This is a genomic window from Thermomonas sp. XSG (genome assembly GCF_014678725.1).
In the GTDB taxonomy this organism is placed as follows: domain Bacteria; phylum Pseudomonadota; class Gammaproteobacteria; order Xanthomonadales; family Xanthomonadaceae; genus Thermomonas.
In genome coordinates, this window is record NZ_CP061497.1 from 2,611,363 (window position 1) to 2,633,294 (window position 21,932).

Annotated in this window: 21 protein-coding genes; 17 read left to right on the forward strand and 4 right to left on the reverse strand. The window is 68.0% G+C overall.

Annotation, left to right across the window (positions count from 1 at the left end; translation table 11 throughout):
• Positions 1-2 precede the first annotated feature (2 nt).
• The 9 genes from ICG51_RS12275 (at position 3) to ICG51_RS12315 (ending at position 11,531) form a co-directional block, all read left to right on the forward strand.
• Positions 3-527 carry a molybdenum cofactor biosynthesis protein MoaE gene (locus tag ICG51_RS12275; RefSeq protein WP_190280630.1) on the forward strand — a complete coding sequence of 175 codons (525 nt, stop codon included), beginning with the start codon at positions 3-5 and terminating at the stop codon, positions 525-527.
• Positions 524-880, forward strand: coding sequence for a hypothetical protein (locus ICG51_RS12280; protein ID WP_190280631.1), 357 nt, complete (start codon positions 524-526; stop codon positions 878-880). The genes ICG51_RS12275 and ICG51_RS12280 overlap by 4 nt, the downstream gene beginning before the upstream one ends.
• Positions 881-1,073: 193 nt before the next feature.
• On the forward strand, positions 1,074-2,483 hold the full coding sequence (locus tag ICG51_RS12285) for a NarK family nitrate/nitrite MFS transporter (RefSeq protein WP_190280632.1): 1,410 nt from the start codon (positions 1,074-1,076) through the stop codon (positions 2,481-2,483).
• Positions 2,484-2,571: 88 nt separating this feature from the next.
• Positions 2,572-6,312, forward strand: a complete 3,741-nt coding sequence (locus tag ICG51_RS12290) for a nitrate reductase subunit alpha (protein WP_190280633.1) — start codon at positions 2,572-2,574, stop codon at positions 6,310-6,312.
• On the forward strand, positions 6,312-7,859 hold the full coding sequence (gene narH / locus ICG51_RS12295) for a nitrate reductase subunit beta (protein ID WP_190280634.1): 1,548 nt from the start codon (positions 6,312-6,314) through the stop codon (positions 7,857-7,859). Before ICG51_RS12290 ends, narH begins: the two co-directional genes overlap by 1 nt.
• A complete protein-coding gene (gene narJ, locus ICG51_RS12300; protein ID WP_190280635.1) occupies positions 7,856-8,548 on the forward strand; it encodes a nitrate reductase molybdenum cofactor assembly chaperone in 693 nt (230 codons plus the stop codon). Before narH ends, narJ begins: the two co-directional genes overlap by 4 nt.
• Positions 8,545-9,249: a respiratory nitrate reductase subunit gamma gene (gene narI, locus ICG51_RS12305; protein WP_190280636.1), complete on the forward strand. Its 705-nt coding sequence runs from the start codon at positions 8,545-8,547 to the stop codon at positions 9,247-9,249. Before narJ ends, narI begins: the two co-directional genes overlap by 4 nt.
• Positions 9,250-9,252: 3 nt before the next feature.
• Positions 9,253-10,158, forward strand: coding sequence for a peptidylprolyl isomerase (locus ICG51_RS12310; protein ID WP_190280637.1), 906 nt, complete (start codon positions 9,253-9,255; stop codon positions 10,156-10,158).
• A 59-nt stretch (positions 10,159-10,217) separates the two neighbouring features.
• Complete coding sequence (locus tag ICG51_RS12315; protein WP_190280638.1) at positions 10,218-11,531, forward strand: nitrate/nitrite transporter; 1,314 nt, start codon at positions 10,218-10,220, stop codon at positions 11,529-11,531.
• A gap of 48 nt (positions 11,532-11,579) precedes the next feature.
• Here ICG51_RS12315 and ICG51_RS12320 read toward each other — a convergent pair whose 3' ends face one another.
• The 4 genes from ICG51_RS12320 to modA all read right to left on the reverse strand — a co-directional run bounded on the left by ICG51_RS12320 (position 11,580) and on the right by modA (position 15,320).
• Positions 11,580-12,635: a tellurite resistance/C4-dicarboxylate transporter family protein gene (locus ICG51_RS12320; protein ID WP_190280639.1), complete on the reverse strand. Its 1,056-nt coding sequence runs from the start codon at positions 12,633-12,635 to the stop codon at positions 11,580-11,582.
• Between the two features lie 124 nt (positions 12,636-12,759).
• Positions 12,760-13,845 carry a molybdenum ABC transporter ATP-binding protein gene (gene modC / locus ICG51_RS12325; protein WP_223809449.1) on the reverse strand — a complete coding sequence of 362 codons (1,086 nt, stop codon included), beginning with the start codon at positions 13,843-13,845 and terminating at the stop codon, positions 12,760-12,762.
• On the reverse strand, positions 13,838-14,524 hold the full coding sequence (gene modB, locus ICG51_RS12330) for a molybdate ABC transporter permease subunit (RefSeq protein WP_190280640.1): 687 nt from the start codon (positions 14,522-14,524) through the stop codon (positions 13,838-13,840). The genes modC and modB overlap by 8 nt, the downstream gene beginning before the upstream one ends.
• A gap of 7 nt (positions 14,525-14,531) precedes the next feature.
• On the reverse strand, positions 14,532-15,320 hold the full coding sequence (modA, locus tag ICG51_RS12335) for a molybdate ABC transporter substrate-binding protein (protein WP_190280641.1): 789 nt from the start codon (positions 15,318-15,320) through the stop codon (positions 14,532-14,534).
• Between the two features lie 150 nt (positions 15,321-15,470).
• Between modA and ffh the strand changes: the two genes are divergently transcribed.
• From ffh to ICG51_RS12375, 8 genes are all read left to right on the forward strand, one after another.
• Positions 15,471-16,838 (forward strand): signal recognition particle protein, encoded by a 1,368-nt coding sequence (gene ffh / locus ICG51_RS12340; RefSeq protein ID WP_190280642.1) that lies wholly within the window; start codon positions 15,471-15,473, stop codon positions 16,836-16,838.
• 110 nt (positions 16,839-16,948) lie between these two features.
• Positions 16,949-18,058, forward strand: coding sequence for a YjgN family protein (locus ICG51_RS12345; protein ID WP_190280643.1), 1,110 nt, complete (start codon positions 16,949-16,951; stop codon positions 18,056-18,058).
• Positions 18,058-19,104 carry a M48 family metallopeptidase gene (locus tag ICG51_RS12350; RefSeq protein WP_190280644.1) on the forward strand — a complete coding sequence of 349 codons (1,047 nt, stop codon included), beginning with the start codon at positions 18,058-18,060 and terminating at the stop codon, positions 19,102-19,104. The genes ICG51_RS12345 and ICG51_RS12350 overlap by 1 nt, the downstream gene beginning before the upstream one ends.
• A gap of 69 nt (positions 19,105-19,173) precedes the next feature.
• Positions 19,174-19,422 (forward strand): 30S ribosomal protein S16, encoded by a 249-nt coding sequence (rpsP, locus tag ICG51_RS12355; protein ID WP_028838841.1) that lies wholly within the window; start codon positions 19,174-19,176, stop codon positions 19,420-19,422.
• 40 nt (positions 19,423-19,462) lie between these two features.
• Positions 19,463-19,999: a ribosome maturation factor RimM gene (gene rimM / locus ICG51_RS12360; protein WP_190280645.1), complete on the forward strand. Its 537-nt coding sequence runs from the start codon at positions 19,463-19,465 to the stop codon at positions 19,997-19,999.
• Positions 20,000-20,095: 96 nt separating this feature from the next.
• Positions 20,096-20,869, forward strand: a complete 774-nt coding sequence (gene trmD, locus ICG51_RS12365) for a tRNA (guanosine(37)-N1)-methyltransferase TrmD (protein WP_190280646.1) — start codon at positions 20,096-20,098, stop codon at positions 20,867-20,869.
• A 158-nt stretch (positions 20,870-21,027) separates the two neighbouring features.
• A complete protein-coding gene (gene rplS / locus ICG51_RS12370) occupies positions 21,028-21,438 on the forward strand; it encodes a 50S ribosomal protein L19 (RefSeq protein ID WP_190280647.1) in 411 nt (136 codons plus the stop codon).
• 72 nt (positions 21,439-21,510) lie between these two features.
• The gene (locus tag ICG51_RS12375; RefSeq protein ID WP_223809450.1) at positions 21,511-21,921 is read left to right on the forward strand and encodes an RNA-binding S4 domain-containing protein; all 411 of its coding nucleotides are present in this window, start codon (positions 21,511-21,513) and stop codon (positions 21,919-21,921) included.
• The last annotated feature ends 11 nt before the right edge of the window (positions 21,922-21,932 follow it).

Sequence of the window (21,932 nt, forward strand, 5' to 3'; positions counted from 1 at the left end):
GCATGCACCGCCACCATCTCACCGTGGTCGAGATCGCCGAGGGCAAGCTGGACCCGGCCGCCGCGCTGGAGTTCGTCTCCGACCCCGGTTTCGGCGGTATCACGATGTTCGTCGGCCGCGTGCGCGATCTCAACCATGGTCGCGACGTCACCGGCATCAGCTATGACATGTTCGTGCCGCTGGCGCTGAACGGGTTTGCCGAGATTGCCGCGAAGGCCGAGCGCGACTTCGACGGCAAGCTCAAGCTCTACATCGGCCATGCCAAGGGGCGGCTGGGGATCGGCGACCTGGCGATGGTCGTGGCCGCCGGCACCCCCCATCGCGACGAGGCCTTCCGCGCCTGCCGGCAGGTCGTGGAGGCGGTGAAGCACACCAGCCCGATCTGGAAGCAGGAGCACTACGTCGACGGCGACAGCGTCTGGAGCGAAGGCTGCTCGCTGTGCGAAAGCCACGCGCCAGCGGGCGGGGATGCGCATGCACACGCACCCGGCCATGACCACCAGCACGCCCCGGAGCCGGGACGGTGAAGGTCCAGCTGCAGGGGCAGCTGGTGCGGCTGCGCATCAGCGAGGCCGAACTGGCACGCCTGCAGGCCGGCGGGACGGTGGAGAACCTGACCATCCTGCCGGCCGGGCTGGCTCTGCGGCAGTGGCTGCGGCTGGGCGAGGGGCCGCAACCGGAAGTGCTGGTGGCCGACGCGCAGGGCTGGGGTTGCCAGCTGCCGGCCGCCGAGCTGGCCGCCTACGTTGCGCGGCTGCCCTGCCGCGAGGGATTGCGCCTGCGCCTGCCGCTGGCGGAAGGGACGGAAGAGGTGGTCGAGATCGATCTGGAAGTGGACGTGCGCGACAGCGTGCGCAGCCGGGGCGTGCCCAAGCGCTGAACGCAAGGGGGCCGGACGCCTTTGTCGCGTCGGCTTGACCGGGATCAAGCCGGGTTCGCTCAGGGGGCGGATTTGATTCCGATCAAATTCGGCGGGGGGGTGATCCCGCAGGCTTGCGCCAACAAATTTTGCCGGCGCGCCCAAATAGGGTGATGATCGGCCCCGCCGGCTATCCCTAGCACAGGTACGTCCCATGAACGCCCACCTGGCCCGCAAGCCACGCAGCGTCGGTTCCGTGATCCAGGACTGGAGGCCGGAGGATGCGGCGTTCTGGGCACAGACGGGCAACCGCATCGCCAACCGCAACCTCGCCATCTCGGTGCCGGCGCTGCTGCTGGCGTTCGCGATCTGGCAGATGTTCTCGGCGGTGGCCATCAGCCTGCCGCTGGTGGGTTTCCAGTTCGACACCAACCAGCTGTTCTGGCTGGCCGCGCTGCCGGCGCTGTCCGGTGCGACCCTGCGGATCTTCTATTCGTTCGTGGTGCCGCTGTTCGGTGGCCGCCGCTGGACCGCCATCGCCACCGCCTCGCTGCTGATCCCGGCGGTCTGGCTGGGCATCGCGGTGCAGGACACCAGCACGCCCTATTGGCATTTCGTCGCCATCGCGATGCTGTGCGGCTTCGGCGGCGGCAACTTCTCCTCGTCGATGTCCAACATCTCGTTCTTCTACCCCAAGGCGAAGCAGGGCTTCGCGCTGGGCATGAATGCGGGGCTGGGCAATCTCGGCGTGTCGGCCACCCAGTTCGTGATTCCGCTGGTCATCACCTTCGGGCTGTTCGGTGCGATTGCCGGCGCGCCGCAGTTGACCGCCGACGGCAAGCAGCTGTTCCTGCAGAACGCCGGCTTCGTGTGGGTGCCGTTCCTGCTGGTCTGCGCCATCGCCGCGTGGTTCGGGATGCACGACCTGGCCGCGGCGCGCTCCTCGTTCGCCGAGCAGGCGGTGATCTTCAAACGCAAGCACAACTGGCTGATGTGCTGGCTGTACATCGGCACCTTCGGCTCCTTCATCGGCTTCTCGGCCGGGTTCCCGATGCTGATCAAGACCCAGTTCCCGGACGTCAACCCGATGGCCTACGCCTTCCTCGGCCCGCTGGTCGGCGCGCTGATGCGGTCGGTGGGCGGCTGGCTCGCCGACAAGCTGGGCGGCGCGCTGCTGACCTTCTGGGTGTTCGCGCTGATGATCGTCGGTGTGTTCTTCGTGCTGCACTTCCTGCCCGACCACGGCGGCCAGGGCGGCAGCTTCTACGGCTTCCTCGGCAGCTTCATGGCGCTGTTCGTGCTCAGCGGGATCGGCAACGCCTCGACGTTCCGGATGATCCCCGTGATCTTCCGCACCCTGCACGAGCGCTGGTCGGCCGACGCCAACGCGGAGGGCAAGGCCGCCGCGGCGCGCCAGGCCGGCATCGAGTCGGCGGCGGTGATCGGCTTCAGCTCGGCCATCGGCGCCTACGGCGGCTTCTTCATCCCGAAGAGCTATGGCTCCTCGATCGCGTGGAGCGGCGGCCCCGAGCTGGCCCTGTACGGCTTCATCGTGTTCTACGCCACCTGCCTGGCGGTGACGTGGTGGTGGTACTTCCGGCGCGGCGCGGAGACGCCGTGCTGAGCTTCGACGAGGCAATCGCGGCGGCAGTTTCCGCCATCAGCAAGATGCGTGCGCGCGGGTGGTGCACGCCAGCCAAGAGGATGTTCCCATGAGTTATTTCCTTGACCGTCTGCAGTTCTTCAAGCGCAATCCGGAGACGTTTGCCGACGGCCACGGCTTCACCAAGACCGAAAGCCGCGAATGGGAGAACAGCTACCGCGCGCGCTGGCAGTACGACAAGATCGTGCGTTCCACCCACGGGGTGAACTGCACCGGCTCCTGCAGCTGGAAGATCTACGTCAAGAACGGCCTGGTGACTTGGGAAACCCAGCAGACCGACTACCCGCGCACGCGCCCGGACCTGCCCAACCACGAGCCGCGCGGTTGCCCGCGCGGCGCCAGCTATTCCTGGTACCTGTACAGCGCCAACCGCCTGAAATACCCGCTGATCCGCGGCGCGCTGCTGCGCATGTGGCGGCAGGCGCGCAAGACGATGGCGCCGGTGGATGCCTGGGCAAGCATCGTGGAGGACAAGACCAAGGCGAAGGACTACAAGTCCCGCCGCGGCATGGGCGGTTTCGCCCGGGTGCGCTGGGAGGAGGCCAACGAGCTGATCGCCGCCGCCAACCTATACACGGTGAAGCAGTACGGCCCCGACCGCGTGGTCGGGTTCTCGCCGATCCCGGCGATGTCGATGGTGTCCTACGCCTCCGGCGCGCGCTACCTGTCGCTGCTGGGCGGCGCCTGCCTGTCGTTCTACGACTGGTACTGCGACCTGCCGCCGTCCTCGCCGCAGGTATGGGGCGAGCAGACCGACGTGCCGGAATCGGCCGACTGGTACAACAGCCGCTACATCATCGCCTGGGGCTCCAACGTCCCGCAGACCCGCACGCCCGACGCCCACTTCTTCACCGAGGCGCGCTACAACGGCACCAAGACGGTGGCGATCACCCCGGACTATTCCGAAGTCGCCAAGCTGACCGACCACTGGCTGCATCCCAAGCAGGGTACCGACGCCGCGCTGGCGTTCGCGTTCGGCCATGTGATCCTGAAGGAGTTCCACGTCGACCAGCCCTCGCAGTACTTCACCGACTATTGCCGGCAGTACACCGACATGCCGCTGCTGGTGCGGCTGGAGCGGCGCGACGACGGCCGGCTGGTCGCCGGGCGCTACCTGCGCGCGTCGGACCTGGGCGGACTGGGCGAAGCCAACAACCCCGAATGGAAGACGCTTGCGTTCGACGATAGCACCGGCGCCATCACCGTGCCGAACGGCTCGGTGGGCTTCCGCTGGGGCGAGAAAGGCAAGTGGAACATCGAGGAGAAGGACAGCGCCGGCCGCGAGACGCGCCTGCGGCTGAGCTTCAAGGATGGCAATGACGGCATCGAGGCGGTCAGCTTCCCGTACTTCGGCGGCGTCGAGCACGAGAAGTGGACGGCCTCCAAGTTCGAGGACGTGCTGGAGCGCAACATCCCGGTGCGCCGGATCGCCACCGCCGACGGCGAGACCCTGGTCGCCACGGTGTACGACCTGCTGCTGGCACAGTACGGCGTGGACCGCGGCTTCGGCGGCGGCAACGTGGCCACCAGCTTCGACGACAACGTGCCGGGTACGCCCGCGTGGCAGGAAACGATCACCGGCGTGCCGCGCCTGGATGTGATCGAGATCGCCCGCGAGTTCGCCCGCACCGCCGACAAGACCCGTGGTCGCAGCATGATCATCGTCGGCGCGGCGATGAATCACTGGTACCACAACGACATGAACTACCGCGGCCTGATCAACATGCTGGTCATGTGTGGCTGCGTGGGCCAGACCGGCGGCGGCTGGGCGCACTACGTGGGGCAGGAAAAGCTACGCCCGCAGACCGGCTGGCAGCCGCTGGCGTTCGCGCTGGACTGGAGCAAGCCGCCGCGCCACATGAACGGCACCTCGTTCTTCTACTTCAACTCCGACCAGTGGCGTTACGAGAAGCTGGACATGAAGGAGATCCTGTCGCCGCTGGCCGATCCGTCGAAGTTCACCGGCTCGATGGCCGACATGAACCTGCGCGCGGTGCGCATGGGCTGGTTGCCCAGCGCCCCGCAGCTGGACCGCAACCCGATCGAAGTGGTGCGCGAGGCCGAGAAGGCCGGCGTTGCCCCGGTCGACTACGCGGTGGCGCAGCTGAAGTCCGGCGCGCTGGATTTCGCTTTCGCCGACCCGGACGCGCCGCAGAACTACCCGCGCAACATGTTCATCTGGCGCTCCAACCTGCTGGGCAGCTCCGGCAAGGGCCACGAATACATGCTGCGCCACCTGCTGGGCACCCGCCATGGCGTGCAGGGCAAGGACCTGGGCGAGCGCGGCGCGGTCAAACCGGAGGAAGTGAAGTGGCGCGACGAGGCGCCGGAAGGCAAGCTCGACCTGCTGGTCACGCTGGACTTCCGCATGTGCACCACCGCGCTGTATTCCGACGTGGTGCTGCCCACCGCCACCTGGTACGAAAAAAACGACCTCAACACCTCCGACATGCACCCGTTCATCCATCCGCTGTCGAAGGCGGTGGACCCGGCATGGGAGTCGCGCAGCGACTGGGAGATCTTCAAGGGCATCGCCAGGACCGTCAGCGACATGGCGCCCGGCGTGCTGGACGTGGTCAAGGACCTGGTGCTGGTGCCGACGCTGCACGACACCCCCAATGAGCTGGCGATGCCGCTGGGCGTCACCGACTGGAAGAAGGGCGAGTGCGAGGCGATCCCCGGCAAGACCATGCCGTCGATGGTGGTGGTGGAGCGCGACTACCCCAATCTGTACAAGAAGTTCACCTCGCTGGGCCCGTTGCTGGACAAGCAGGGCAACGGCGGCAAGGGCATGAGTTGGGATACCAAGGACGAGGTGCACTTCCTCGGCGATCTCAACCACCGCGTGCGCGAAGAGGGCGTCAGCCAGGGCCGCCCGCAGATCGACTCGGCCATCGACGCCTGCGAGGTGATCCTGCATCTGGCGCCGGAAACCAACGGCCACGTGGCGGTCAAGGCGTGGGAATCGCTGGGCACGTTCACCGGCCGCGACCACACCCACCTTGCCGTGGGCAAGGAACACGAGGCGATCCGCTTCCGCGACATCCAGGCGCAGCCGCGCAAGATCATCTCCTCGCCGATCTGGTCGGGGCTGGAGGACGAGCACGTCAGCTACAACGCCGGCTACACCAATGTCCACGAGCTGATCCCGTGGCGCACCCTGACCGGTCGCCAGCAGTTCTACCAGGACCACGAATGGATGCTGGCGTTCGGCGAGGGCTTCATGCAGTACCGCCCGCCGGTGGACACCAAGACCATCGCGCCGATCCTGGGCAAGAAGCCGAACGGCCACAAGGAGATCGTGCTGAACTGGATCACCCCGCACCAGAAGTGGGGCATCCACAGCACCTATTCCGACAACCTGATCATGCAGACGCTGTCGCGCGGCGGCCCGATCGTGTGGCTCAGCGAGGATGACGCGCGCAGCGCCGGGATCGAGGACAACGACTGGATCGAGCTGTTCAACGTCAACGGCGCGATCGCGGCGCGGGCGGTGGTCAGCCAGCGCATGATGAACGGCATCGCGATGATGTACCACGCGCAGGAACGCATCATCAACACGCCCGGCTCCGAGATCACCGGCACCCGCGGCGGCATCCACAACTCGGTCACCCGGGTGGTGCTCAAGCCCACCCACATGATCGGCGGCTATGCGCAGTATTCCTATGGCTTCAATTACTACGGCACCGTGGGAACGAACCGCGATGAACTGGTGGTGGTGAGGAAGATGGACAAGATCGACTGGCTGGACGGCGAGCCCGTGCCCGCCAATGCCCAGGAGGTGGTGTGATGAAGGTCCGTGCACAGATCGCGATGGTGCTGAACCTGGACAAGTGCATCGGTTGCCACACGTGCTCCATCACCTGCAAGAACGTCTGGACCTCGCGCGAGGGCGTGGAGTACGCGTGGTTCAACAACGTAGAGACCAAGCCCGGCGTCGGCTACCCCAAGGAATGGGAGAACCAGGACAAGTGGAATGGCGGCTGGGTGCGCACCCGTGCCGGCAAGCTGGTGCCGCGCGCCGGCGGGCGCTGGCGGATGCTGTCGAAGATCTTCGCCAATCCCGACCTGCCGCAGATCGACGACTACTACGAGCCGTTCGATTTCGACTACCAGCACCTGCATGAAGCCCCGGACTCCAAGCACCAGCCGACCGCGCGCCCGCGTTCGCTGATCTCCGGCCAGCGCATGCAGAAGATCCACTGGGGTCCGAACTGGGAGGAGATCCTCGGCACCGAGTTCGCCAAGCGTTCCAAGGACAGGAACTTCGACAACGTGCAGAAGGAGATCTACGGCGCGTTCGAGAAGACCTTCATGATGTACCTGCCGCGGCTGTGCGAGCACTGCCTCAACCCGGCGTGCGTGTCCGCCTGCCCGTCGGGCGCGATCTACAAACGCGAGGAGGACGGCATCGTCCTGATCGACCAGGACAAGTGCCGTGGTTGGCGCATGTGCGTGTCGGCCTGCCCGTACAAGAAGATCTACTACAACTGGAAGTCGGGCAAATCCGAGAAGTGCATCTTCTGCTACCCGCGCATCGAGATGGGCGAGCCCACGGTGTGCTCGGAAACCTGCGTGGGCCGCATCCGCTACCTCGGCGTGCTGCTGTACGACGCCGACCGCATCCAGGAAGCCGCTTCCGTGCCGGCCGAGAAGGACCTGTACCAGGCGCACCTGGACATCTTCCTCGACCCCAATGACCCGGCGGTGATCGAGGCCGCGCGCAAGGAAGGCATCCCCGACAGCTGGCTGGAGGCGGCGGTGAACTCGCCGACCTACAAGCTGGCCATCGACTGGAAACTGGCGCTGCCGCTGCACCCGGAATACCGCACCCTGCCGATGGTCTGGTACGTGCCGCCGCTGTCGCCGATCCAGTCCGCCGCCGAGCGCGGCCGGGTGGGCATGAACGGCGAACTGCCGGACGTGGGCTCGCTGCGCATCCCGGTGCGCTACCTCGCCAACATGCTGACCGCCGGCGACGAAGCGCCGGTGATCCGCGCGCTGGAACGAATGATGGCGATGCGCGCCTGGCGTCGCGCCAAGAACGTGGACGGCGTGGAGGACCTGGCGGTGCTCAAGCAGGCCGGGCTGACCGTGGCGCAGGCCGAGGACATGTACCGCTACCTCGCCATCGCCAACTACGAGGACCGCTTCGTCATTCCGTCGGCGCACCGCGAGTACGCCAACGACACCTTCGGCGAGCGCGGCGGTTGCGGCTTCACCTTCGGCAACGGCTGCAGCGGCGATTCGCCGGCCGACCTGTTCGGCCAGCGCAAGACCACCACCTACGCGGTGCATCCGAACCGCCAGGAGAAATCGCTCGAGGTGGTCGAATGAGCCTGCTCAAGCTCGTCGGCGTGCTGCTGGACTACCCGCAGGATGCGCTGTGGCAGCACGGCGATGAACTGCTCGCGGCCGCCGGCGACCCGGGCCTGCCGCAGGCGCGGCGCGCGGCGCTGGCCGGTTTCGTGCGCGAGCTGCTGGCCAGCGATCCGCTGGAGGCGCAGGACCGCTGGCTGTCTCTGTTCGACCGCGGCCGTTCGATGAGCCTGCTGCTGTTCGAACACATTCACGGCGAATCGCGCGACCGCGGGCAGGCGATGGTCGACCTGATCGAGGCCTATCGCAAGAACGGCTTCGAGCTGGATGCCAAGGAGCTGCCGGACTACCTGCCGCTGCTGCTGGAATACCTCAGCCTGCGCCCGCAGGAAGAGGCGCGCGACTGGCTGCACCACGTCAGCCACATCATCGGCCTGCTGGCCGCGCGCGCCGGCGAGCGCCAAAGCCCGTACGCGCTGCTGCTGGAACTGCTGGTCGAATACGCCGAAGGCCGGCTCGACCTTGGCGCCCTGCGCAAGCGCGCCAGCGAAGAGCCCCGCGACGACACCCCAGAGGTGATGGACAGGTTGTGGGAGGAAGAGGCGGTGCGGTTCGGGGCCGAAGCGCCCGGAGAGGACTGCACGCCGCCCGCCCGCATCCCCGCCCGTGCCGCCACCCCCGCCGCCCCCCGACAGGTGCAGCCATGAATTATCTCGATACCTTCGCGTTCCAGTTCTATCCGTACATCGCGCTGGCGGTGTTCTTCATCGGCAGCTGGCTGCGCTTCGACCGCTCGATGTACACCTGGCGCACCGGCTCCAGCCAGATGCTGTCCGACAAGGGCATGCGGATCGGCAGCAACCTGTTCCACCTCGGCATCCTCGCCATCCTCGGTGGCCACCTGGTCGGTCTGCTGACCCCGCACGCGATGTACGAGGACTTCATCACCGCGCCGCAGAAGCAGCTGCTGGCAATGGTGGCCGGCGGCGTGTTCGGCGTGGTCTGCCTGGTTGGCATCACCATCCTCACCGTTCGCCGGCTGACCAATCCGCGGGTCAAGGCCACCGGCACCACCGGTGACACCGTGATCCTGCTGCTGCTTTTCGCGCAGCTGCTGCTGGGCATGTACACCATCGTCGAGTCCACCCACCACATGGACGGCAGCGTGATGATGATGCTGGCCGAATGGGCGCAGCACATCGTCACCTTCCGTGGCGGCGCGGCCGAGTTCGTGGCGCCGGTGGCCTGGGTCTACAAGGCGCACATCTTCCTCGGCCTGACCCTGTTCCTGGTGGCGCCGTTCACCCGTCTGGTGCACGTGTGGAGCATCCCGGTCAGCTACCTGTGGCGTCCGTACCAGGTGGTGCGTCGCCGCCAGCCGGCGCTGCGCTACGGGCCGAGGGCGTAAACGATGGAAGAAGGCAAGCCGCGGCGCGAACTTCCCATCACCGTCATCGACAGCGGCAAGTCGGTGACCGAGGAAGCGCATGCGCACCACCACGACCATGCCGACGAAGGCCCCCGTTCGCTGGGCCAGGCGGCGCCGACGTACCTGTTCGTCGGCGGCGTGGCGATCAGCGAGGCGGACATCGCGCGCGAGATGCAGTTCCATCGCGCGATGACCCCGGAACACTCGCGTGCCGACGCGGCGCGCGCGCTGGTGGTGCGCGAACTGCTGCGGCAGGAAGCCGCGCGACTGGGCCTGCAGGATGCAGTGCAGCCGATTGGCGGCGAGGCGGTGGAGGAAGCCTGCATCCGCGTGCTGCTGGAGCAGGAAATCGAGGATCGCGTGCCCAGCGAGGAAGATTGCCGCCGCTATTACGCGCAGAACCCGGAGCGCTTCCGCGCGCCGGATCGTATCCGCGTGCGCCACATCCTGCTGGGCGCCGCCGCCGATGACGTCAGTGGTCGGTTTGCCGCGCGTGAGCAGGCGGAAAAGCTCATCGCCGAGCTGAAGGCGCAACCGCACCTGTTCGCCGACTTCGCCATGCGCCATTCCGATTGTCCATCGAAGGACGAGGGGGGCGATCTGGGCTGGCTGGAGCGCGGCCAGGCCACCCCCGAGTTCGACCGCCAGGTGTTCCGCCTGCGCTCGGGGCTGGCGGCGTTCCCGGTGGAGTCGCGCTGGGGTTACCACGTGGTCAGCGTGGACGCGATCGAAAGCGGCGAGGAACTTGCGTTCGATCAAGTCCACCAGCGCATTTCCGACTACCTTGAATTGCAGGTCCGGCAACGCGAACTCCAGCAGTACCTGCAGGGCTTGCAGGAGCGCTACGAGGTCCGCGGGCTGGACGCCATCGAAGCCGAAGCGGCCTGATCGCACGGTACGGTCGCCACGGCAACAACGCGTTTCCCAACCTCGACCGGAAGTGACCCATGCAAGACCTTTCGCAAGTCAGCAGCGCCCGCCAGCAGCGGGCGCTGTGGTTGAGCACGTTCGCCTTCACCACGTGCTTTGCCGTCTGGATGATCTTTTCGATCATCGGCATCCAGATCAAGAAAGACCTGGGCCTCAATGACACCCAGTTCGGCCTGCTGATCGCAACGCCGGTGCTCAGCGGGTCGCTGCTGCGCATCTTCCTCGGCGTCTGGGCCGATCAGCTCGGCGGGCGCAAGGTGCTCACCGGGGTGATGCTGGCCGGCGCTATCGCCACCTGGCTGCTGACCCATGCGCAGACCTATCCGCAGTTCCTCCTGGCTGCGCTGGGCGTGGGCATCGCCGGCAGTTCGTTTTCGGTCGGCGTGGCCTACGTCTCGAAGTGGTTTCCGGCGGAGAAGCAGGGAACCGCGCTGGGTATTTTCGGCGCCGGCAACATCGGTTCCGCGGTCACCAAGCTGCTGGCGCCTATGGTGATGGTGGCGGCGGGTTGGACGATGGTGGCCAAGGTCTGGGCGGTAGGATTGGCGGTGGCGGCGATCCTCTATTTCCTGTTCTCGCAGGAAGATCCGTCGCTGGAGCAGCGCCGCAAGTCCGGCGTCAAGCCGATGCCGTTCCGCGACCAGATGGCACCGCTGAAGAACCTGCAGGTCTGGCGCTTCGCCCTGTACTACTTCTTCGTGTTCGGCGGCTTCGTCGCACTGGCGCTGTGGCTGCCGCGCTACCTGATCGGCGCCTACGGCATGGACGTTAAGACCGCCGGCGTGCTGGCCGCGTGCTACTCGATTCCGGCCAGCCTGTTCCGCGTGGTCGGCGGCTGGATGTCCGACCGGATGGGCGCGCGCAAGGTGATGTACTGGACCTTCGGCGTCTCGGTGGTCTGCTGCTTCCTGCTGGCCTACCCGGATACGCAGTACGTGGTGAAAGGCATCGAGGGCGACATCACCTTCCACCTCGCCATCGGCGTGGTGCCGTTCACGATGCTGGTGTTCGTGCTCGGCTTCTTCATGTCGCTGGGCAAGGCGGCGGTGTACAAGCACATCCCGGTGTACTACCCGCAGTACGTCGGCTCGGTTGGCGGCGTGGTCGGGATGATCGGCGGGCTGGGCGGCTTCCTGCTGCCGATCGCGTTCGGCGCGCTCAATGACCTGACCGGCATCTGGACCAGCTGCTTCATGCTGCTGTTCGTGCTGGTGGGCAGCGCACTGGCATGGATGCACTTCGCGATCCGCCGGATGGAGCGCAGCAAGTTCCCGCAGCTGGACCGCGAGACCGACCTGCCGGAGATCATCAACGCCAGGGCGGGGCGCTGAGACTGGTCCATGGCGCCGCCGCGGGGATAGCGCGGCGGCGCATCGGCCTCAACCGGCGCCTGCCGACCGCCATTGCCGGTGAAGTGCGCGCAGCTGGCCGCTGAACAGCAGCACCCAGGCGGTCAGGGCGACCCCGAACATCACCTGCGGCAGCGGGTGCAGGAAGCCGAGTTCCATCGCCTGCATCATCCGCAGCGTGCTGGCGGCGTACATGCCCAGCGGGAACACCGCCCCCCAGTACATCGGGTCGTAGCTGAAGGGGAAGCGGCGCACGCCGTGGCGCCAGATCGCCAGCACCACCAGCATCGGGATCCACCAGGTGCCGGTGGCCCAGTAGAACACCGTGAAGCCCTTGATGAAGGGCAGCATCGAGTGCAGGAACGGCGCGTGCGGCGTGTTGAGGATCAGCAGCGATCCGGCCAGGGTGGAAATGGCCATCGCCCCCATGTTGATCCAGTACGGCGGCGACAGGTCGGCGGGGGAGAACGCGAAGAAGGTGTAGCGGTAGAAGATCAGCGACATCATCCAGATGTAGAGCATGCCTCCCCACAGCCACATCGACAGGGCGAAGAAGTTCAGCTCCAGCCGCAGCGGCTGCGCCACTTCGGGTGCGATCAGCGCGGCCAGTACCGCCATCGACTGGGTGGCCACCACCGCCAGCAGCCAGCCGCCATTGATCCCGCGCGCCAGCTCGGGCTTGTCCTGCTTGACCGTGAGCACGGTGAAGATGGTGTAGGTGAAGGCGATCCAGGCCAGCAGCCCGGCGATCCCCAGCGCCGCCGCCACCCGCAGGCTGCCGCCGATCAGCAGGCTCTGGCTGCCCAGCACCGAGCAGGCGGCGACGAAGGTGAAGAAGCCCGGCGCGTTGAGGTGGTTGAACAGGTCGTCCAGCACGCGCCGCGGATGCCAGTACAGGTGCGCCAGCGCCAGCACGCCGATGACCACGAACAGGCACCAGTTCAGTACCAGCAGGGCGATGGGCAATATCGGCAGGCGCAGCATGTGCGCGGCCAGCGACAGGATGCCGGTGGCCATCACCATGCTGAAATAGCCCGGCGACAGGTTCTCTGTGGAGGCACGGACGTGCTGGAGCAGGGCAGGCATGGCGGTTCTCCCGTGGCGGGCTGGGGCGGTGGGCCGGTGCCGTGGGGAGGCAGATCGAGACTAGTGGCGGCGGCGTGCAGGCCGTTTGATCGGGATCAAGCCGGTGGCATGCGGATATCGCCGCTCACACCAGCAGCGCCACCGCCTTCACCTGCGCCCACAGCGACATGCCCGGTTGCAGCCCCAGCCGTTCCACCGATCGATGCGAAATGCGCGCCAGCAGCGTCTGGCCCTGCGCTTCCAGTCGCGCCTGCACCTGCCCGCCGGGCAGGTCGGACAACGCGACCAGCGTTGCGGGCAATGAGTTGAGCAGGCTGGAATCATCGTGCCGGCTCAGCGCCAGGCTGACGTCGCGGGCCTGGACGCGCACGCGCAGGCGGGTGCCGGGCGCGTGCGCGCCGCCGTGCGCGTGCACGGTGCCGACGGGTGTGTGCAGGGTGAGCAGGCCGTGCGTATCGCGCGCGGTGACCTCCGCCTCCAGCACCACCCCGGCATCGTCGCGCAGCGCCAGCGGCAGGTCGTCGCGGTTCAGCACCTCCAGCGCGGGCCCGGCGGCGGTGACCCGGCCGGCGTCCAGCAGGACCAGGTGATCGGCCATGCGCGCGACTTCCTCGATCGCGTGGGTCACGTACAGCACCGGGATGCCGGCTTCGCGACGCACCGCTTCCAGGTACGGCAGGATTTCGGCGCGACGCGGCGCGTCCAGCGCACTCAGTGGTTCGTCCAGCAGCAGCAGGCGTGGATTGCTGACCAGTGCGCGCGCCAACGCCACCCGCTGCCGCTCGCCACCTGATAGCGAGTCCGGCCTGCGGGCAAGCAGCGGCGCCAGTGCCAGCCGCTCGATCCAGGTTTCCAGCAATGCCCGCGGCGCGCCCGCGCGCTTCCAGCCGTAGCGCAGGTTGTCGCCCGCCGAGAGGTGCGGCAGCAGGGCGCTGTGCTGGAACACCATGCCGACCCCGCGCCGGTGCGCCGGCAGCGCGCTGCGCGCGTCCTGCCAGGTTGCCTCGCCGACCCGGATTTCACCGCGTGCGCGTGGCTCCAGCCCGGCGATGGCGCGCAGCAGGGTGCTCTTGCCGCAGCCGGAGGGGCCGAACACAACGCTGCAGCCGCTCCCCGGCAGGCGCAGGTCGAGATCCATGCGGAAGTCGCCGCGGGCAAGCCGCAGCGCGATGCGGATGTCGTCCACGCGCTCAGCCATATGCTCAGCCATGCGCCACCACCGTGCGCCGGCCCAGCCACTGCATCAGCAGCAGCAGCGCGAACGAAAAGCCCAGCAGCCCGGCCGCCAGCAGGTGCGCATCGGCGTAGGCCATGCCTTCCACCTGGTCGTACAGCAGCACCGACAGCACGCGCGTCTCGCCTTCGATATTCCCGCCCACCATCAGTACCACCCCGAACTCGCCCACGGTATGGGCGAAGCCGAGCAGGCTGGCTGTGACCAGCGACGGCCGCGACAAAGGCAGTACTACGCTGAAGAAACGGTCCAGCGGCGAGGCGCGAAGGGTGGCGGCCGCTTCCAGAAGCGACGGCGGCAGCGCGGCGAATCCCGCCTGCAGCGGATGCACCACGAACGGCAGCGAGTACAGCACCGAGGCCAGCAGCAGCCCCTTGAAGGTGAACGCCAGCGTGCCCAGCCCCAGTGCGTTGGTGAGCTGGCCGATCGGGCCATCGGGGGCGAGGCCGATCAGCAGGTAGAAGCCCAGCACGGTCGGCGGCAGCACCATCGGCAGCGCCACCACCGCGCCCACGGGCGCGCGCCAGCGCGAGCGCGTATGCGCCAGCCACCATGCCAGCGGCATCCCCAGCACCAGCAGGATGAGGGTGGTCAGGCCGGCCAGCTTCAGGGTCACCCAGCTGGCGGCCAGCCAGGCCGGAGTGGCGGCGTCCATTGGGAGATCAGTCGTAGCCGAAGGCGCGGATACGCTGCTTCGCCGCGGGGCTCTGCAGGTATTTCAGGAAGCCGCGCGCAGCGGGATTGCGCTCACCGCGCTGGAGCAGCACCGCGCTCTGCACGATCGGTGCATGCCAGCTCGCCGGTATCTCCCAGCCGGAACCGGGGTGGCTCTTGCGCGCTTCCTGCACCAGCGAGCGCGGCAGCAGGCCCAGCGGCGCGGCGCCGCTGACCACGAACTGGGTGGCCTGGCCGACGTTTTCGCCCAGCACCAGCTTGGGCCGCAGCTCTTCCCAGCGACGCAGGTAGTCCAGCGACTCGCGCGCCGCCGCGCCGTACGGGGCAAGGTCGGGATTGGCGATCGCCAGCCGTTCGATCGCACCCTTGCGCAGCAGCGCCTCGCCGTCCTTCACCCGCGAAGGATCGCGGCTCCACAGCACCAGCCGGCCGATGGCGTAGTCCTGCAGGGTGTCGCCATCGGCCAGCCCTTCTTCCACCAGCATGCGCGGCGTTTCGGCATCGGCCGACAGCAGTACGTCGAACGGCGCCCCGCTGCGGATCTGCGCGTACAGCTTGCCGGTGGAGGCCGAGCTGATCTCGATCTTGTGCCCGCTCTGCTTGCCGTAGGCGGCGGCCATTTGCCTGGCTGCGTCGGCAAAGTTGGAGGCCACCGCCACCCGCGCCACCACCGGTGCGGGTGGCTTCCCGGGTTTGGCCTGGGTTTGGCCCTGGGCGGCGACAGGCAGGAGGCCGGCGAGCACCAGCAGTACGCCGATGAACCGATAGCGGGTCATATCCGTTCCTTGGGGATGAACGGGGCCCAGTGTAGGGCAAGGTCGCGCTGGCGCCGCGCCCATGCCGCTTGCCTGCGGCCTCCGATCGGGCAGGCGCCCCATGGCCTTATAATTCGCGGTTCCCGTTTTCCCGTCGAAGGTCACGCCCGCGTGTTCGAATCCCTGACCCAGCGCCTGTCCGGCACCATCGAGCGCCTGCGCGGCCGCGGCCGCCTGACCGAGTCCAACATCAGCGAGGCCGTGCGCGAGGTTCGCATCGCGCTGCTGGAAGCCGACGTGGCGCTGCCGGTGGTGCAGGCGCTGATCCAGCGCATCAAGGTGCGCGCGGTGGGCCAGGAGGTGATGCGTTCGCTCTCGCCCGGCCAGGTGCTGGTCAAGATCGTGCGCGATGAACTGGCGGCGGTGATGGGCGCGCAGGCGTCCGACCTCAACCTCAACGTGCCGGCCCCGGCGGTCATCCTGATGGCCGGCCTGCAGGGCGCGGGCAAGACCACCACCGTGGCCAAGCTCGCCAAGCACCTGAAGGACAAGCGCAAGAAGAAGGTGATGGTGGTCAGCGCCGACGTCTACCGCCCGGCCGCGATCGAGCAGTTGCAGACGCTGGCGGGGCAGGTGGGCGCGGTGTTCTTCCCGTCGCAGGCCTCGCAGAAGCCCGAGGCCATCGTCAAGGCCGCCATCGACGAGGCGAAGAAGACGTTTGCCGACGTGCTGATCGTCGATACCGCCGGCCGCACCAGCATCGACGACGCGATGATGGCCGAGATCAAGGCGCTGCACGGCGCGGTGAACCCGGTCGAGACCCTGTTCGTGGTCGACTCGATGACCGGCCAGGACGCGGCGGTGACCGCCAAGCACTTCGGCGAGGCGTTGCCGCTAACCGGCGTGGTGCTGACCAAGACCGACGGTGACGCCCGCGGCGGTGCGGCGCTGTCGGTGCGCTACATCACGGGCAAGCCGATCAAGTTCATCGGCGTGGGCGAAAAGCCCGACGGCCTGGACGTGTTCCATCCGGATCGCGCCGCCGGCCGCATCCTCGACATGGGCGACGTGCTGTCGCTGGTCGAGCAGGTCGAGGCGCAGGTCGACAAGGACAAGGCGCAGAAGCTGGCCGAGAAGGTCGCCAAGGGCAAGAAGTTCGACCTCAACGACATGCGCGACCAGCTCGAGCAGATGCAGAACATGGGCGGTCTGTCCGGGCTGATGGACAAGCTGCCCGGCGTCGGCCAGTTGCCGGAGCACGTCAAGCAGCAGGTCACCGGCAAGGAAGTGCCGCGGATGATCGCCATCATCAATTCGATGACGAAGAAGGAGCGCCGCAACCCGGATCTCCTCAACGGCTCGCGGCGCGCCCGCGTGGCGCGCGGCAGCGGCCTCACCCCCGCCGACGTCAACAAAGTGCTCAAGCAGTACCAGCAGATGGAAAAGATGATGGGCAAGCTGGGACGCGGCGGCATGAAGGGCATGATGCGCGGGCTGTCCGGGATGATGGGCGGGCGCGGCGGACTGCCGTTCCGCTGAGCCTGCAGTCCGCCTGCCGCAACCGCTACCGTCAATCATTCGCGACGATGCAGGAAACCTGCGGTTAAGCTTCGCCCTCGCGTCGGGGGACGCGCATGGGGAAAGCCACGATGTTCGAAGGGGAATCCGGTACGCCGGAGCATGTGTCTGCCGCGCCGGCGGAAACGCCGGTGGTCCGCCACCAGCCGGAGTTCTCCGGCCGCGTTGGCGAGTGCTTTGGTATCTGGTTCGTCAACCTGCTGCTGGGCATCGTCACCCTGGGCATCTATTCGGCCTGGGCGAAGGTGCGCACCGAGCGCTATTTCTACGGGAATACCCGGCTGGCGGGTTCCAGCTTCGATTACCTGGCCGACCCGATCGCCATCCTCAAGGGGCGGCTGATCGCCTATGCGGTGTTGATCGCGCTGGGCCTGTCGTCGCATTTCCTGCCACTGCTGTACGTGGTGATCCTGTTGGCACTGGCGGCGCTGATGCCGCTGATCATCGTGTTGGGCCTGCGCTTCCGTGCGCGCAATTCGGCCTGGCGCGGGCTGAGCTTCCGCTTCGACCGCGGCGGCGGGGAAGCCTACGGCCCGTTCCTGGGCTGGCCGATCCTCAGTGGCCTGACCGCCACCCTGCTGTATCCGCTGATGAAGCTGCGGCAGCACGAGTTCGTCGTTGCCGGCCACGGCTTCGGGCGCCAGCGCTTCGGCTATGCCGGCGATGCCGGGCGCTACTACGTGCCGTACCTGATCGCGCTGGGGATCGGCGTGGGCCTGATGGTGCTGTTCTTCCTGGCCTTCGGCGCGGTGATCGCGGCGGGCGTGGTCGCCGGCAAGGGCGAGGCCAATGGTGCCGGCGGCGCGGCGCTGGGCGTCGGGATGGTGGCTGCGCTGCTGCTGCTCTACGGCGGCATGTTCGGCGTCGGCATCTTCCTGCGGGTGAAGTTCGCCAACCTGCTGTGGAACAGCGCGCGGCTGGGCCCGCACCGCTTCGAATCCACCCTGCGCGTGCGCGACATGCTGTGGATCTACTTCAGCAACCTGGTCGCCATCGTCTGCACGCTGGGCCTGGCGGTGCCGTGGGCGATGATCCGGCTGGCCCGCTACCGCGCAGCGCACTTCGCGGTGTGGGTCGAGGGCAGCTTGGAGGAGTTCGTGCACGACAGCGGGCGTGACCATGGCGCCGCGGGCGCGGAGCTGGTCGACGCGCTGGACGTGGGCGTCGACCTGGGCTTCTGATGCCGCTCACCGCGCACTGCTACGACGGTCAGTCCAGCCGCATGCGCACGGCGCGGCTGGACTGCACCGACGGTTTCCTGCAGCTGGCGTTCGAGGATGGCCGGTTGCAGCAGTGGCCACTGGAGGCGGTGCGGATCCGGCCGCGGCTGGGCAATACCCCGCGGGTGCTGCAGCTGCCCGATGGCGGCCGCGTGGAAGTGGCGGACAGTCCCGAGATGGAGCGGTGGTTCCCGGATGGCGGTAGCCGCATCGAAGGCTGGGCCGACTGGCTGGAGCGCCGCCGCGGCGCGATCCTGGGGTCGGCGCTGCTGGTGCTGGCGGCGACCGTGCTGTTCCTCCGCCACGGCATGCCGTGGCTGGCGCGCGAGGCCGCCGAGCGCATGCCGGCGGCGGTCGAGCGGCATGTCAGCGAGCAGGTGGCCGTGCTGCTCGCGCGGCTGCATTTCGACCCGAGCAAGGTGCCGGCCGCGCGGCGGACGGCGCTGGTGCAGCGCTTCCGGCAGCTGGTGCGGGGCGAGCCGCGTTCGGAGCAGATGCGGATCGTGTTCGTCGACGCGGAGGGAATCGGGGCGAATGCATTCGCGCTGCCGGACGGGCGCATTTTCGTCACCGATCAAATGCTGGAACTGGGCGGCAGTGACGACGAGGTGCTGGCCGTGCTCGCCCACGAGGCCGGGCACCACGTGCACCGGCACGGCATGCGCAGGGCCTTGGAGCAGTCTTCGGTTTTCGTCGTTGCCGGCTTGCTGTTCGGCGACGCCTCGGGCTCGTCGCTGGCGGTGTCGATTCCGGCCACGCTGCTCGGCAGCGGATTTTCCCGCGGCCACGAGCGCGAGGCCGACGCCTACGCGTTCGACCTGCTGCGCCGGCACGGGCAATCGCCCAGGACGTTCGCCGCGATGATGCGGCGGCTGTCGGCGCAGGTACCGGAGGCGCTGGAAAAAGGCCCGATGGGTTACCTGTCCACCCATCCGCCCAGTCCCGAGCGGATCGGGGCGGCCGAACAGGCGGCCATGAACGCTGAAGCGGGGGCGGCTTCCCCGTAGCGGCCGGTGCGGCTATACTTGGCGGCTTACCCGGCCATCCCGGCCGCTGGGCAACACCGAGAAAGCACCATGGTCAAGATCCGCCTTACCCGTGGCGGCGCCAAGAAGCGCCCCTTCTACCACATCATCGTCACCGACAGCCGCAGCGCCCGCGATGGCCGCAACATCGAGCGCGTGGGCTTCTACAACCCGGTGGCGCAGGGCCAGGAAAAGCGCATCGAGCTGAACGTCGAGCGCATGAAGTTCTGGCTGGACAACGGCGCGCAGCTGACCGACAAGGTCGCCGACCTGTACAAGCAGGCCGCCAAGGCCGCCTGACGGTTTCGGGCCGCGTTGCGCGGCCCGTTGCATCGAACGCATGAACGCACCGGACGCCGGCCAGCGGAAGAATCCAGAACGGATGATCCCGATGGGCCGGTTGCACGGTGCGTTCGGCGTGCGCGGCGAAGTGAAGCTGGAAAGCTACGCCGACCCGCTGCGTGCCATCGCCCGCTACCAGCCGTGGACGCTGCGCGACGCGCGCGGCAACCAGCGGCTGTGCGAGGGCGCGAAGGTGCGCGAGGGCGGCAAGGGGCTGATCGCCACCTTGCCGGGCGTGGATGACCGCGATGCCGCCGAGGCGCTGCGCGGCACGGACATCCTGGTGCCGCGTTCCGCGCTGCCGCCGCCGGCACCCGGCGAGTATTACTGGGTCGACCTGGAAGGCCTGCGCGTGGTCAACCTGGACGGGGCCGATTTCGGCGTGGTCTCGCATCTGTTCAACAACGGCGCCAACGATGTGCTGGTGGCGCAGGGCGAGCGCGAGCGGATGATCCCGTTCGCACAGCCGGCGTACGTGCGCAGCGTCGACTTCGATGCCGGCGTCATCACCGTGGACTGGGACGCCGAGTTCTAGGATGTGGCGGCGCGCCGCAGCGGCGCGGACTGCTTCCGGCGGGATCAGGCAAAGCCTTTGCGCCGTGGGGCGGGTTTCCGCCCAATGGAGATACCCATGCGCTTCGACATCGTCAGCCTGTTCCCCGACTTCGTCGCCCAGATCGCCGCGCATGGCGTGGTGGGGCGCGCCGGCGAGCGCGGGCTGCTGTCGCTGCACGGCTGGAATCCGCGCGACTACGCCGAAGGCAACTACCGCCGGGTCGACGACCGCCCGTTTGGCGGTGGTCCCGGCATGGTGATGATGATCGACCCGCTGCGTGCGGCGATCCGTGCGGCGCGCGACGCCGATCCGGCGCCGGCGCGGGTGGTCTACTTGAGCCCGCAAGGCGGCCGGCTGGACCAGCGCAAGGTCCGCGAACTGGCGGCGCTGCCGCGGCTGGTGCTGCTGTGCGGCCGCTACGAAGGCGTCGACGAGCGCCTGCTGCAGGCCGAGGTGGACGAGGAAATCTCCATCGGCGACTACGTGCTGTCCGGCGGCGAGCTGGCCGCGGCGGTGCTGGTGGACGCGGTCGCGCGGCTGCAGGAGGGCGCGCTGAACGACGCCGAGTCCGCCGTGCAGGACAGTTTCGAGGGCGATGGCCTGCTGGACTGCCCGCACTACACCCGGCCGGTCGAGCACGCGCTCGGCGCGGTACCGGAGGTTCTGCTGTCCGGCAACCACGCCGGGATCGCCCGCTGGCGCCGGCAGCAGTCGCTGGGCCGCACCTGGCTGCGCCGCCCGGACCTGCTGGACGAGGCGGCGCTGTCGAAGGCCGATCGGGCGCTGCTGGATGCATTCCGCGCGCGCTGGCTGCAGGCGGTGGGCGAACCTCCCGCAGGCGACGCCTGACCCCGGCACCGCGGCTGGATTTCCGCTACAATGCGCGGCTGGGCCCTGCCCATGTACCACGCTGCACCGAGCCATGACGCGGGTCCACGTGCACTCGCGCAACAACGACACCAACAGGCGCGTGCCAATGCACGCAACAAAAATCCAAGGTTGATCCCATGAACAAGCCCTCGATCCACACCCTGCTGCAGGACTTCGAAACCGCGCAGATCTCGCGCAAGCTGCCCGACTTCGGCCCCGGCGACACCGTCGTCGTCAACGTCAAGGTGAAGGAAGGCAACCGCGAACGCGTGCAGGCCTACGAAGGCGTTGTCATCGGCAAGAAGAACGCCGGCCTGAACTCCGCGTTCACCGTGCGCAAGATTTCCCACGGCTTCGGCGTGGAGCGCGTGTTCCAGACCCACAGCGCCGCCATCGACTCGGTGGAAGTGAAGCGCCGTGGTGCCGTGCGCGCGAGCAAGCTGTACTACCTGCGTGGCCTGGAAGGCAAGAAGGCGCGCATCAAGGAAGATCTGGCCGGCAACGCCAAGGCGCGCGCCAAGGCCGCTGCCGAAGCCGCCGCCGAGTAATTCCGGCGCAGCGTCCGCACGACGGCCACCTCCGGGTGGCCGTTTGCGTTTCCGGGGCCGCAAGACCACGCCATGCCGATACAGATGCCAGACGAAGTCGCCAGCGTCCGCCTTGACCTGTGGCTGTGGGCGGCGCGCTTCTTCAAGACCCGCGCGCTGGCCAAGCACGCCATCGAAACCGGCAAGGTGGAGATCGGCGGGCAGCGCGCCAAGCCCGCGCGCGGGGTGCGCGTGGGGGATGCGCTGCAGGTCACCCGGCTGGAGGAGCGCTTCGAGATCGAAGTGCTGGCACTCGGCACCGTGCGCGGCCCGGCAAGTGTCGCGCAAACCCTGTATCGCGAATCGGATGCATCGAAGCAGGCGCGTGAGCAGGTCCGTGCGCAGCGCGCCGCCGAGCGCGCCGGCTACCACCCACCGGACACCAAGCCGGACAAGCGGGCGCGCCGGCTGATCCGCGCGCTGGGCGACATCGACGCGCTGTAGGCAGGCGGCGC